Genomic DNA, 14,095 nt, shown 5'->3' with positions numbered 1-14,095 from the left:
GGCTTTGCGGCAGTTGCGCGCATCAGGCGGAGCACCCGATGGTAGCCATTGACGGCAAGGCCAAGCCCAGCAGGGTGCGGAGCGACTGGCACGCCCAGTTCATCGCAGCCAGGAACCGGATGCTGATCGAACTCGGCATCGAGAACCATGCACTGACGGTCTATGACGGATGGCGCTCGATGCATGAGCATGTCATCCAGCGGCTTGCAAAACGCGCGCATTCACGTCCCAGCATCCAGTCCGCAGTCCGTATCTCGCTCGGCCTCCTTCCGTTCGCGCGCACGCGCAAACTCTACAAGGCAAGCCTGGCGGCGATTCGCGCCCTGGACGCCAACGGCGATGGCCTGCCGGAATTGCTGACGGCAATGGCCGAGTTCGAGACCATTGCCCGCGCGGCGCCGTTTTCGGCCGGGAGCCGGATTCTGGAATTGCTTTCGTCGGAAGGAGGCCGAGCGCAACTGATCGTGGCCTCGGAGCAGGCACTGTCCAAACATCCAGACAGTCCCTTTCTCATCTACGTGCACAGCGCTTCCGTGGCGAAAAACGGCAATATCCCCGAGGCCCATGATTTCGTCATGGCGGCAATCCGACGCTGCCAGGAAGATGCCGCGTCCGGCCTGCTGACAGAGCGGAACAGACGGCGCTACAAGCAGTTGGACAAGGTGTGGCGGGTCATCGATACCATCTCGCGGGACGCAGCCACCTGGTCGGACGGCAGCGGCGGCGACACACCGGCCTGGGCAAAGTCCGAGGCTTCCCCAGCGGACCTACAGACATCCGATGGCGCATCGGCCGATCATGGCGACGACCAGCAACTGGTATTCTCGGAGCGATACCTCCAAGGCCGCCAGTACGACCGCTATCTCGACATCTGCAAGCGCAAATTCGACAAGGCAAAGCGGCTGCACGAAAAGTTCGGCGCCTTGCGGGACATGCTGCGCGAAGGATTGAGGCGGATCGCCGACTATCACGCGCCCTACAATCTTGCCTCGGCCTGCTTCGAGGAGATCGGACCTGAATGGCGGAAGCTGGCTGAACCCTCCTACATCGATAGCCGCAAAAGCTGGACGGCGATGCGGGCCACGGCAAAATTGCTCGCCGAAGCGCTGCAACTCGCCAGGCAATTGCGCCGAATTGAAGATGCCGCCCTGCTTGAAAGGTCCCTGCTCTACCTCGCAAACAAGCCAGCCGCCGCGACAGCCATATGGACTGCCTGCCATGCGCTCGTCGGCGAAAAATCCGACGCCTTTGTCGATGAGACGATTGCGATCATAACGAAGTCCCAACGCCACCCGGAAGGCGACGCGGATATCCGCGAATTCTTCATCTGGGCACGCAGGGTTCAGCGCTTCGATCTGGCGCATGCCATCTACGATCGGCTGCCGTCGTGGTGGAAAGCCTCGATCGGTGTCCCGCAATATGCGGCTATTCTTCAGCAAGAGGGACAATTCGCGCGTGCCGCGGAGCTGGTACGAACGGTGAATGCCAACATGTTACGGCAGCCGGGCACACTCGACGCCAACTACAGTTGGTCGCAAATCCGCCGCGCGGGCGAACTCGAATTCGCGGCCGAGACGGCGGAGCGCTACGGCAGCATTCCGCAACCCAGGTCCCCACAGGGGGTGATTTTCCTGGCGGCGCGCGGCCTCGTGCAGATGCGACTGTATCCGCTTGTCGTATTGATGGAGATGAAGAAGAGGGGCTGGGCGGTTGTCCCGCTTACGAAAGGCGCCCTTCCGCTCGAACCGACTGGGGTGGCCGAGATCGACCGTTTCCTGGGATGCATGACCCTGGAGGGGCAGATCGACCGCAAAGTTGCCGATCATTTTCCCGCGGTCTCTGGTTTCGAAGCCGACATCCTCCATGGAAAATTGCGCTGGAATGCGCTCGATCTCGACCATGTCCTTTGGGAAGACGCGGCAATCAACCGGCGCCGCTACACTGTCGACTACACCTGCCCCTCATTGCGCGGCGTTCTCGAGCGCCTTACTCGCTGGACCAAAACCTATTGCTCGGTGCTGGAGGCCGCCAAGGATACGCTGGTCGCGCATGGCACACGCTGCGGCTTCGTGGTCCTTCAACAATCGCGGCTGCCGGACGCCATCGTCCGGTTCCGATTGCAGGAGATTGCGGATCCTGACAATTTCTTCTGCGTGCATTCGTCCAACGGCTACGAAAATTATTTCGTGAACTTCAAGTCGGCCGTTTCGACCAGGACCGCGTTGCGCAATCTGACCCGTCACCCGCAGATGCGTACAGCAAGTTTCCCAGTCCCGGTCGAGTTTGAAGCATTTTACCACGCCAATAGGGCGCGTGCGCCCGAGATGCTGCGTTCCGTGCAGGACATCACGAGAATGCGCCGCTCGACGGCCGGGCTCGCCGAACGCCTGCCGGAGGCGGAAGCCTGCATGAAGCGTATCCTCTCGTGGCGGGAAGCCGGCGGCAAGGTCGCCTGCCTGTTCGGCAAGGTCGTTTGCGATTCAGGCGTCCCTTTTGACGGCGGGCCCGCCCATTCGAGCATGAAAGACTGGCTGAACCATTCAATCGAGTCGGTGCGCGGGAGCGGCACGCTGCTGCTCATCAAGCCCCATCCCCATGAGATGCGCAACGAGATCGGCGTTTTCCTGACGGAATGGTTTTCCGATCTCATTGAAGGGGACCTGCCCGACAACGTCATCCTTCTCGGCCATCGCTGGTTCGATCTGCACGATCTGGACGGACTGATCGACCTTGGCGTGATTTACAACGGCACCAGCGCGGCCGAACTGGGCGTGCTCGGCATTCCCTCGGTGCTCGCCAATCATTTCGCGCCGATCGACTATCCGATCGGCCACGCGGTACCGACGAGCAGGCCGCATTTCCGGGATCTGCTGCGCTTCGAACAAAGGGCGCTGGTCGCGCCGGATTTGAGGGAACGTGCTGCCGCATGGCTTACGCTGATGAGCAGCGGCGGCGCGTCTCGGGACTATCGATACCACGCCCGGCCGATCACCAACAAAATCGTGTATCCGCCTTGGTGGTTTCCGGAAGATATCGAGCGTTATGAATTGCAGGGCGACCGCAATGTGGAATTGCTCACCGAGGAGATCGTGGCGAAAGGCAGCGGCAATCCAGATCTGAAAGCGGCCGAGTAAGAGACGTTGGATTCAGGCGTGAATTCTGAGACCATTGGGCTGTCCGATTCGGCCGCTGAAATTACGGACGCTGAATCCGCGCGATCTGATCAAACCTCGTTTTCGCCACGCATGAGCGTCCGCGACCGTCCGACGATCGGACTTGCCTCGCGCCGTCTGACGCGGTTGTCCCGGATATCCGAATTCCTCGACGCCGACACCGTTCATCTCAAGCGTTTCAGTACCCCGCTCTGGCGCCGAAACGTGGAGACGTGCGACCAGATCGCCGGATGGGGCAGAAAGCCGACTTCCGTGAGGGCGCGGCGAGCCGCGGCCGCGGCAGGCCTGCCGTTCCTGTGCCTGGAGGACGGGTTCCTGCGCTCTGTCGGCTCAGGCCACAAGGAGCCGCCTCTGTCCGTCGTGGTCGACGACACCGGCATCTATTTCGATGCGTCCGGTCCTTCGGCACTGGAGCGGCTGATCGCGACGCCATTGTCCCAGGACCAGTCCGAACGGGCGCGAGGGCTGATAGCCGCCTGGCGGGAGGCCCGCGTCTCCAAATACAACAAGGCGCGCGATTATTCCGGCACGCTGCCGGAGCGCTTCGTGCTGGTGGTCGACCAGACTTTCAAGGACGATTCGATCCGCTACGGGCTTGCCGACATATCCAGCTTTCGCCGGATGCTCGACGCCGCGATCCGCGAGAACCCGGACAGCACGATCATGGTGAAGACTCATCCCGACGCCCTCACGCGCCGCCGGAAAGGGCATTTTGACCTGCAGGATATTGCACGGCTGCCACGCGTCCAGGTGTTGTCCGCCGACTGCCATGCCGCGTCGATCCTCGAAAAGGCGGAGGCCGTCTACACCGTAACCTCGCAGATGGGATTCGAGGCCCTTATCTGGGGTCGGCCCGTCCGCTGCTTCGGCGTCCCTTTCTATGCCGGCTGGGGTCTTACCAAGGACGAGGCGCCGACCCCGGAGCGACGCAACGGTGCAAGCCTCGAGCAGTTGGTGTATGCCGCTCTTATCGCCTATCCACGCTACATCGACCCGGAAGCCGGGAGACGCTGCGAGGTCGAGACCGTTCTCGACCATCTCGCGTTGCAGCGCCGGATGCGGTCGCGCTTTCCTCCAACCGTACATGCGTTTGGGTTCTCATACTGGAAGAGGCCGGCACTGCATGATTTCATCGCCGGATCGAAGCTTCATTTTTCCGACCGTGCGGCGTCGATCCCGCCCGGAGCGACCGTTGCCATCTGGGGAAACGTTCCCGACGAGGAATTGCCTGATGGCACACCGCTCATCCGTGTCGAGGATGGCTTCCTGCGTTCCATCGGTCTCGGCGCGGAGTTGCGGCGCCCGCTTTCGCTGGCGCTCGATCCTGTTGGAATCTACTACGATTCAAGCGTTGCCTCGACGCTTGAGACGATCCTCGCATCAACGCACTTCGACACCGCCCTGCTGCGAAGAGCCGCCGCGCTGCGCGATCGGCTCGTCGCCGAACAACTCAGCAAATACAATTTGCGCGCCGAGCGCTGGAAGAGGCCCGACACGCCGCGCCAGGTCGTCCTCGTACCAGGACAGGTCGAAAACGACGCCTCGATCCGCTTTGGCGCACCCGGCGTCCGGCGCAACATCGATCTTTTGCACGCCGTCCGCCGGATGCTGCCAGACGCCTATATCGTCTACAAACCACATCCCGACGTGGTGGCGGGTCTCCGCGATCCTGGCATCGACGAGGCGCGCGCGGCCGAAATCTCCAACGAAGTGGTGACCGACGCTTCGATCGTGCAGATGCTTTCGAGCGTCGATGAGGTGCATGTGCTGACCTCGCTCGCCGGTTTCGAAGCGCTTATCCGCGGCAAGCGGGTGACCTGTCACGGACAACCGTTCTTTTCAGGCTGGGGCCTGACGACCGACATGCTGCCGCTCGCCAGGCGCACACGCCGTCTTGCCCTCGACGAACTCGTGGCCGGCAGCCTGATCCTCTACCCGACCTATGTCAGCCGGACCACCGGCCGCTTCATCACCGCGGAGCAGGCTGTGGAGGATCTCGTCATGTGGCGGGAGAAAGGCGACATACACGAGACGCCCACCGCCAAGGCGTGGAGACTGGCCGTCAAAGTCGAAACGTTTGTGAAAACAGCCTTGTCGCGCTTCCGGTAACGACCAGCGAGATCGAGCGCGTCATTCCGCCATCACTTCGGTAGCCGCCGCTGCCCTCGGGTCGTGTTTGATCGTACCGGAGGATTCGTAATATTTGATCGCCTTATTAAGACTGGAGAATTCGAGGAGCCGGCCGTTTTCGAGCACGAGACCGTGCTGGCAGTATTCCTTCATGATCGAGGCGCTGTGCGAGATCAACAGGACAGTCGCATTCTTCAGCCTCTCCGTCAGCACGAGTTTGCTCTTGCGCTTGAATGAAGGATCGCCGACCGCGATGACCTCGTCGATCAGGTAATAGTCGAACTGGATGGCCATTGAGATGCCGAATGCCACGCGCGCCCTCATCCCGCTGGAATAAGTCTTGACCGGCTGCTTCATCGCATTGCCGATCTCGGCGAAATCCTCGACGAAATCCAGCAGTTCCGAATAGTTGCGGCCGTAGATGCGGGAAACGAAGGCAAGGTTTTCGCGGCCGGTCAACGACCCATGCAGGCCGCCGTTGAAGCCTAGCGGCCATGAGACGCGCGACGACCGCTCGACCGTGCCGGAATCCGGCATTTCGGCACCGGACAGCAGGCGCATCAGCGTCGACTTGCCCGCCCCGTTGCTGCCCATGATGGCCGTGTTCTTGCCTGGCAGGAAGTCGGCCGTGATGCCTTTGATCACGGTCTTGCGTCCCCTCCAGAAAGGATAGGATTTTACGACGTTGTTCAGTCGGATCATGAATTCACAGCTTCAGTTCGATCCTGTCGGACCAAGGCATCGACCAACGCAAGGAAACCGCGATCACACCGTGTGATCGCGGATTGCCTGGGCAATGAGGTATCCGATCAGCCAGATGACGCAGAGCGCGGCGAAGGCTATCAGCGTGTTCATCATACGCAGCGGATGGAGCGCTATCTCCGGAACATTCGGCTCGACAGCAATTGCGAAATAGCGATCCTGCCTGCGCGCCTCGGCCTGCGAGGTCTCCAGGGAGGCCAGCGCGGTCGTATAGGCCTTTTCCGCGAATTCCTGTTCAAGTGCCAGCGCGTTGTACTCGGTGAGCTTGGTCGTCAAGGTGCGACCGTCGCCACTTTTCGCAGCGCCACCGGATCCGATCACTTGGCGCTTAGCCTCCAATTGGGCGGTAAGCGCTTCGATCTGACGATCCAGAACCCGTACCGATGGCGAGTCGGCAGCGCCTGTCGAAAGCAGGGCCGCCCGGCGCGACTTGGCTTCGATGATCTGCTGTTCCAACCCCTGGATGAGGGCGAGTTCGAGTCCCGCCTGAGCCGCAGGGTCCGTGATCTGCGTGCTGTCTCGGAACGATGCCACCGCTTGCCGGGCCGCGACGAGCCGATTCTCGGTCCGGGTCACTTCATTCTGAGCGTTGGAAATCAACTGAAGCCTCGCCGTCGTCGACAGGTCGTTGACCAGTTCGGTCGAGACTTTCAGCACGGCATCGGCTATCGCCGCGGCATCTGGACCGTTGAAGGCGGTGACCTCGAAAGTTGTGATCGACGTGGTCGAGTTATAGCTCGCATCGACCATCCAGCGCCAGTAATTGATAAACTTTTCCAAGGGCATGTTCGGATCGATGCGGTACGCGAAGTCGATGTCCGGCTTGGAAAAGAACTGGCGGAGATCGATGCCGAGCTTCTGCTGGATATCGAGAATGACCTGCTTCGAGTGAATGTAGTCGATGACGATATAGGCGTCGCCCGCCTGCTCGGTCGCGCCTGGGATCGCACTGAGCCCAAGGTTTTCAAGAGTCGAGCGCTCAGTGCCGCGCACGGCAAAGCGCATCTCGGACCGATATTGGTCCGACGAGAGGAAAAGATAATAGAGCCCGATCAGCAAGACCGGCACGAGTACCACAGCGATGAAAGAAAACTGCGCCCCGCTGACCTTTTTGCGAAGGCGCGCCAGCAGTCCGAGAGGACTTGTTTCTTCCAGCGCAGGCACAAGCGGAGGGATGATCGGCGTCGGCAACACGGGCGCAGGCGCCTTGGCGACGTCAGGCGCGGGAGCCTTGGCGACAGCGGGCGCGGGCACCTTAGCAACGGCAGGCGCGGGAGCCTTGGCGACAGCGGGCGAAGCAGTCGTGGCGACGGCGGGTGCTGGCACCGCCGTGGGCCGCGTACGGTCCGCAGCCGGTGCTGGCGCCTTGCTGACTGCCGGCATTGCTGACGCCGTTGTCGAAGCTGATCTTATGGGGATTACGGAGGCCGACCGAAACGGAGCCGACTGAGTATCGGCCCCGACAGGCGTCACCGGCTCAGCGGCAATGCTCGGCGCCACCACTGAAGGCTTTGCTGCCACGATCTCCTTCAACGCGATTTTGGCGCGTTTCCATGTCACTTCAGCCTTCCTTACGGCGATTTCCGCGCGTCTGACCGATTTGGGATCGGATTTCCCACTTGTGGCTTTTATTTTCTCGGTGTCGGCGCGGGCCTTCTTCAACGCCATCCGGGTTTCTTCCACCGCACGCTCGGCCTTCGCCTCAGCCGCGGGATCGAATACACCCTCAGACGTTGGCTTCGAAGATATGCGTGACGTTCCGCTGTCCGGTACGACCACGTCAATTTTCGCAGGCGTGCGCAGCGTTGGAGCCGGTAGTCCCTGCGTCGTTTCTGATCGCGCTGGGGTCGCAACTGGCGCCGCCGGCATCCGAGCGGCAGCCCTGGCCGCGGCAACCTCGGCCGCGATACTTGCAAGCCGCGAAACGCTGGCGGCGGTCCGCGATGTGTCGGCCACGGCAGGCGGAACGGTCGCGGACGGCGTTGACGGCGCCTCACGCCTTTCGAGTGCTTTGGCTTGATCCATGGTTCTCTCCAAGACTGGCCTTGTCGGCGCCAGTGTCGGCCTCTCGACCGCCGTCGTACGTGCTGGTGGTGCCGCGACATCCCCCGATTGAGCAATCCCGGCAGCTGGCTGAGACTGCGGCCGTACGGAAAACGCCGTCGGCATAGGCGAGAACCTGTCTCCGGGAAGTGGCGATTTCGTGACCGCACCCTCTGGCAGCGGCCGCATCGGCACCGGCCGGTCTGCCGCCGGGCGAAGAATTTCGTTCGTCTGCAGGCTTTGTTCGACCCGAGGGGGAGCACTGGGAGAAGCTCCCGGTCGCGGCTCCGCCAAGCTGTTTGCGGGCGTCGGCATGGGATCGCGGACGACTGTCGGCGCCACGGGCCTCGGCGGAACAAGACCAAGCGCCTGCCTTTGCACTGGGATACCCTGAGGCTGGGACGGGACACCTTGCGGGGCTTGGGGACGCTCGATGGTCGGCGGCACCTGCGTTGGCGTCCTGACAGGCCATGCAGGCCGCGGCGGCGACGTCACCGGCGAGGCTGGCGAATCGGCCCGTCTTGCGGCGGGCGGAACGGCCGACGATCGCCCGGCAAACAGCTCCGATACCGGTTTCTGTAGGACAGGTTGCGGTGCGGGGGAGATCGGGTCGGGACCGACCAAGCCAACCGTCCCCAAGCGCGGACCTGCATCGACCGCCGGCGCGCGCGCCGGCGCGAACGCCTCGCCGAAATCTGGATCGAGCCGCAATGCTTCCACAATCGCGTTGATGGTGTCGTTCTCGTTCACGTGCCCACCCACCTGTTGGACTTCATATAGAATGCCGTTTGCACGGCAGCCCATGACTGCCGAGTTTGTCAAAATCCCGACAGTTAAAGCACAGAACCGATGCGACCGCCACTTTGGCGGTGCAACACGGCAAATCGTTCGGTCGACATATACGCCGAAACGCTAACGGAATCATCCCATCGCCCCGTCGTCAAACGCCATGCGTCACGGAGGCTTCGTCGATCCCAAATTGCCGCGGAACATCTCGAAAAAGCACGCTCGACTGCCCGCATCCGTCGAAATTGCGTGGCGTTCTTTGCATACACTCAAAATCGTTCGGTCAAAATGGCAGAAAAAGCCACAGTGTTTAATTGACAATCTGCTCGCACCTGACTGAAAGTGCAGGGATCGACGGCGGTTGCTTCTCGCCATGAGCGAGGCGGCGGGGAACTCGCAGTCCAAGAAAACAATAGAGGGTGAACAGGAGACTCGAAATGTTTCGTGAGAAGCGCGTGACCAGATCCGTTGCGAAAGCGCTGACGCTTTCCGCCGCACTGTGTCTTTCCTTTGCCGGTACTACTATTGCCCAGGAATCGACCGATCCGATCAAGCTGACGCTGCACGACTGGACGGGGCAGTTGATCACCACCGAGATCATGGGCGAGGTTTTGAAGAAGGCCGGCTACAGCGTCGAATATGTGCAGGCCGACTATCTCGCCCAGTTCGCCGGGCTGGAAACCGGCGACCTGCACGTCGCCATGGAAATGTGGGAAACGACCGGCCGCGATGCGATGGACGCCTCCACCGCCACCGGCAAGACCGAAGTTTTCGGCCCGACCGGCATGCAGGCTAAGGAAGAGTGGTGGTTTCCCGAATACATGAAGGAAAAATGCCCGGGTCTGCCCAACTGGGAAGCGCTCAAGGACGAAAAATGCGCCGAGGCCTTCTCGACAGCCGAGACCGCGCCAAAAGGCCGCTATCTCGGCGGGCCCGTGACCTGGGGCGGCTTCGACGACGAGCGAGTCGAAGCGCTTGGTCTGCCCTTCGAGGTGGTGCATGCGGGCACCGACGCGGCCCTCTTCGCCGAACTGGAATCGGCTTACCAGCGCAAGGCGCCGATCATGCTGTGGATTTACGCGCCTCACTGGGCGCCGGCCAAATACAAGGGCGAGTGGGTGGCTTTTCCGGAATATACCAAGGAGTGCTATTCAGACCCGAAATGGGGCTCCAATCCCGATATGGCCTATGACTGCGGCAAGCCGCACGGCGAGATCTGGAAGGTCGGCTGGGCCGGCGTGAAGGACAAGTGGCCGGGCGCTTACAAGGCGATCAAGGCGTTTTCGCTCAACAACGACGAGATGGGTCAGATGATCACCGAGGTCGACCTCAACGGCAAGAAGGTCGGCGAGGTCGTGACCGAATGGATGGGGCAGAATGAGCCTCGCTGGTCGGAGTGGATCAAGAAGTAGGATGACGGCGGGCAATCCCTCCCCCTTGAGGGGAGGGTGGCCGCCCGCAGGGCGGTCGGGTGGGGTCCTCGCCGATGAACAGCATCTATCCACGACCATGACGAACACACGGGTCACTCCCGAGCTTCGCGACAAGGCGCGATCGCTGAGACACAGCCTGACCAAGGCCGAGGTCTTGCTGTGGCTCGAGTTTCGCGCGTTGAAGCGCGACGGATTGCGCTTTCGCAAGCAGTCGCCGATCGGTCCATACATCGTCGATTTTGTCTGCTTCGGCTCGAAGCTGATCGTTGAGATCGATGGCGACTTGCACGAAACCTTGGAAGGAAAGCGCCACGACAGGAACCGGGATCAATATTTGCGTTCCCTTGGCTATGAGGTCGTTCGATTTGACCATCCGGACGTCATGGCCAGCGTCTGGCACATAGGCCAAGAAATAAGAAGGGCTGCACTTGGCCGAAACGACCCCACCCGGCCGCTTCGCGGCCACCCTCCCCTCAAGGGGGAGGGATGAGCGTGCCCAAACTTGTCTGCCGCAATGTCTGGAAGCTGTTCGGCTCCGGCGCGGTGGAGTTTTTCGCCGGCGGCCGCAAGAGCGCGTCGCCAGAGGAGATAGCGGCTGCGCGCCTCTTCGCGGCGGTGCGCGCCGTCGACCTCGAGGTCCATGAGGGCGAAATTTTTGTCATCATGGGCCTGTCCGGCTCGGGAAAATCGACCCTGGTGCGCTGCTTGTCGCGGCTGGTCGAGCCGACAGCCGGTGAAATCCTGTTCAACGGCGAGAACCTGCTCGCCGCCAGCGACAAGCGCATGGTGGAAATCCGCCGCCACCAGATGGGCATGGTTTTCCAGAATTTCGCCCTGCTGCCGCATCTCACCGTACTCGCCAATGTCGCCTTCCCACTGGAAGTCCAAGGCATGGAGAGAGCCGCGCGCGAGACCCGCGCGAAAAAAATGGTCGAACTGGTCGGGCTTTCCGGCAAGGAGGCGTTCTTTCCGCGCGAACTCTCCGGCGGCCAGCAGCAGCGCGTCGGCATCGCCCGCTCGCTCGCCGTCGAGCCGGAACTCTGGTTCCTCGACGAGCCGTTTTCCGCCCTCGACCCGCTGATCCGCCGCGAAATGCAGGACGAGTTCATGCGCCTGCAATCGGTGCTGAAGAAGACCATCGTCTTCATCACCCACGATTTCGACGAAGCGATTCGGCTGGCCGATCGCATCGCCATCATGAAGGACGGCGCGATCGTCCAGGCTGGCACGCCGGAGGATCTTGTGCTCAATCCGGCGACACCCTACGTCGCCGAATTCACCCGCAACGTGCCGCGCGCCAAGGTGGTCAAGGTCGGATCGGTGATGAAGCCGGCGCCCGCCGGCCTGAACGGCGCCGCCATTCCTGCCCGCGCGACCGTTGCGGAGGCAGCGCCGCGCTTCGGCGCCGGGGTCGACCTGCTTCGGGTCGAGGACGGCGAGGGCCGCACCGCTGGCGCGCTGCACCGTGCCGACGTCATCGACATCATGATGCGGGGGTGACAATGTTAGTGCTCCTTCGCACCCCCTTCTGTCCTGCCGGACATCTCCCCTTCAGGGGGGGAGATCTGCAGTTCCGCGCGCGCGCCGTCTCCTGGAACGTTGTTGATCGGCGAAACCTAAGCGGCGGGTCAATCTCCCCCCTTGAGGGGGAGATGTCCGGCAGGACAGAGGGGGGTGTGACGGAGCACCCACGGTCCCCGCGCAAATCAGCCGGTACGCCGCCATGAGCGCTCCCGGCATCGCTACCGCTCCTAGTGCTTCGCCGCGAATCGACGGCGGCATGCTGTCCCTTCCGTGGCTGGCGGCGCTCGCCGTCTTCGTCGCGTTCTGGCAGTTCGGCGAACCGATCGCGAAATGGGCGTTCGACTATCCGAAAGCCTGGCAGGTCCCGGCACAGCGCTGGATCGGCGACGCCATGAAGTGGCTGCTCAACGACGCGAGCTTCGGCCTGTTCAGTTTTACGGAACTGACGCGGTTCATCGCGGCGATCATCGACGTGCCCTACCGCGCGGTGCTCAGCCTGCTCGCCACCGGCTTCCTCTCCGGCCAGGGGTCGAGCGCCGTGCAGATCGTGCCGCCGCTGTCGTGGATCGCGGTGGTCGGCATCGTCGCCTTGATGGGTTTTTATGCCGGCGGGCGAAGACTGGCGCTGCTTGCCGGCGGCTGTTTTTTGTTCCTTGCCGTGTTCGGGCAATGGACGAGCGCCATGGTGACGCTGGCTTCCATCCTCGTCGCTGTGCCGATCGGCGTCGCGGGCGGGCTGGCGCTGGGACTCGCCGCCTATCGCTGGCCGCGTTTCGAGACGGCTCTGACGCCGCTCCTCGACCTGATGCAGACCATCCCCGTCTTCGCCTATCTCGTGCCGATCCTGTTCCTGTTCGGCTTCGGACCGACGGCGGCGATCGTCGCCACCCTGATCTACGCCATGCCCCCGATGACCCGCATAACGATGCTCGCGCTGCGATCGATCCCATCGGAAATCCACGATCTCGGCCGCATGATCGGCTGCACGCGCCGGCAGATGACGTGGCGGGTGCTGGTGCCCTCGGCCAAGGACAGCCTGATGGTCGGCGTCAACCAGGTGATCATGCTGTCGCTCAACATGGTCATCATCGCCTCGATGATCGGCGCCGGCGGGCTCGGCTTCGATGTGCTCGCCGCGTTGCGCCGCCTCGACATCGGCGCCGGCCTGGAAGCCGGCCTGGCGATCGTCGCGCTGGCGGTGGCGCTCGACCGGCTGAGCCAGGCCTTCGCAGCCAAGGCCGGAACGGCCGCGCATGCGGAACGTCCGGCAAACCTGGTGGCGCGCGCGCCCTATACAGTCGCCGCCCTGGCGCTCGTCGCCGTGACCTTCGTCATAGGGCTGGCGCTGCCCGCCGTGCAGACCTATCCGGAAGCCCTCCAGATTTCGACCGGCACCTTCTTCTCGCAGGTCGTCGGGTGGATCAACGTCAATTTCTTCGACGCCTTCGAGGCGCTGAAGAATGCCGTTCTGCTCAACATCCTCGTACCGTTCAAGCGGCTTCTGGCCGGCCTGCCCTGGCTCGGCGTGGTCGCCATGCTGGCCTTCGCAGGCTGGCGGCTGGGCGGCAAGCGCCTCGCCGCGCTGGTGGGTGCCCTCGCCTTCCTGATCGCCGCCACCGGGCAGTGGGAAAAGGCGATGGTCACCGTCTATCTCTGCGGCATCTCGGTCGTTATCGCATCGCTGATCGGCATCCCGATCGCCATCCTCGTCGCCGAGCGCGAGAAACTGTGGCAGTGGGTGCAGGCGATCATCGACACGCTGCAGACGCTGCCGTCCTTCGTCTATCTCATGCCGGCGGTGATGCTGTTCCGCGTCGGCGACTTCACGGCGATGATCGCCATCGTCGCCTACGCCATCGCGCCGGCCATCCGCTACACCGTGCTCGGCCTGCAAAAAGTCGATCCGAGGGTCATCGAGGCCGGCCGCGCCATGGGCTGCACGCCGTGGCAGCTTCTTACCAAGATCCGGCTGAAGCTGGCGCTGCCGGAAATCATGCTCGGCCTCAACCAGACGATCATGTTTGCGCTGTCGATGCTGGTGATCACCGCGCTGGTCGGCACCCGGGACCTCGGCCAAGAAGTCTACATCGCGCTCACCAAGGCGGATACCGGACGCGGCCTCGTGGCCGGGCTCGCCGTCGCCTTCATCGCCATCATAGCCGACCGCCTTATTGCCGCCGGCGCCACGCGGACTCGCGCCCGATTGGGCCTTGCCTGAGGCGCCGAACCAATGACCGACAACAA

General features: G+C 62.6%; 8 protein-coding genes. 6 read left to right on the top strand and 2 right to left on the bottom strand.

The window, feature by feature from the left end:
• Positions 1–38 precede the first annotated feature (38 nt).
• Together ABMA59_RS30600 and ABMA59_RS30595 are read left to right on the top strand one after the other, a co-directional pair.
• On the top strand, positions 39–3,134 hold the full coding sequence (locus ABMA59_RS30600) for a hypothetical protein (RefSeq protein ID WP_349009164.1): 3,096 nt from the start codon (positions 39–41) through the stop codon (positions 3,132–3,134).
• Positions 3,135–3,245: 111 nt separating this feature from the next.
• On the top strand, positions 3,246–5,282 hold the full coding sequence (locus ABMA59_RS30595) for a capsular polysaccharide biosynthesis protein (protein ID WP_349009163.1): 2,037 nt from the start codon (positions 3,246–3,248) through the stop codon (positions 5,280–5,282).
• A 21-nt stretch (positions 5,283–5,303) separates the two neighbouring features.
• Here ABMA59_RS30595 and ABMA59_RS30590 read toward each other — a convergent pair whose 3' ends face one another.
• Together ABMA59_RS30590 and ABMA59_RS30585 are read right to left on the bottom strand one after the other, a co-directional pair.
• Positions 5,304–6,005, bottom strand: coding sequence for an ABC transporter ATP-binding protein (locus ABMA59_RS30590; protein ID WP_349009162.1), 702 nt, complete (start codon positions 6,003–6,005; stop codon positions 5,304–5,306).
• A 63-nt stretch (positions 6,006–6,068) separates the two neighbouring features.
• Entirely contained in the window at positions 6,069–7,934 is a 1,866-nt protein-coding gene (locus ABMA59_RS30585; protein ID WP_349009161.1) for a KpsE/RkpR family capsule polysaccharide export protein, read from the bottom strand.
• A 1,397-nt stretch (positions 7,935–9,331) separates the two neighbouring features.
• Between ABMA59_RS30585 and ABMA59_RS30580 the strand changes: the two genes are divergently transcribed.
• The 4 genes from ABMA59_RS30580 (at position 9,332) to ABMA59_RS30565 (ending at position 14,069) form a co-directional block, all read left to right on the top strand.
• A complete protein-coding gene (locus tag ABMA59_RS30580) occupies positions 9,332–10,306 on the top strand; it encodes an ABC transporter substrate-binding protein (protein WP_349009160.1) in 975 nt (324 codons plus the stop codon).
• A 1-nt stretch (position 10,307) separates the two neighbouring features.
• Positions 10,308–10,817, top strand: coding sequence for an endonuclease domain-containing protein (locus ABMA59_RS30575; RefSeq protein ID WP_349009159.1), 510 nt, complete (start codon positions 10,308–10,310; stop codon positions 10,815–10,817).
• Complete coding sequence (locus ABMA59_RS30570; RefSeq protein WP_349009158.1) at positions 10,814–11,827, top strand: quaternary amine ABC transporter ATP-binding protein; 1,014 nt, start codon at positions 10,814–10,816, stop codon at positions 11,825–11,827. Before ABMA59_RS30575 ends, ABMA59_RS30570 begins: the two co-directional genes overlap by 4 nt.
• Before the next feature lie 280 nt (positions 11,828–12,107).
• Positions 12,108–14,069, top strand: a complete 1,962-nt coding sequence (locus tag ABMA59_RS30565) for an ABC transporter permease (RefSeq protein WP_349009157.1) — start codon at positions 12,108–12,110, stop codon at positions 14,067–14,069.
• Positions 14,070–14,095: the final 26 nt, after the last annotated feature.

It is taken from the genome of Mesorhizobium yinganensis (genome assembly GCF_040081985.1).
In the GTDB taxonomy this organism is placed as follows: domain Bacteria; phylum Pseudomonadota; class Alphaproteobacteria; order Rhizobiales; family Rhizobiaceae; genus Kumtagia; species Kumtagia yinganensis.
This window is presented reverse-complemented; position numbering and strand designations above follow the sequence as displayed.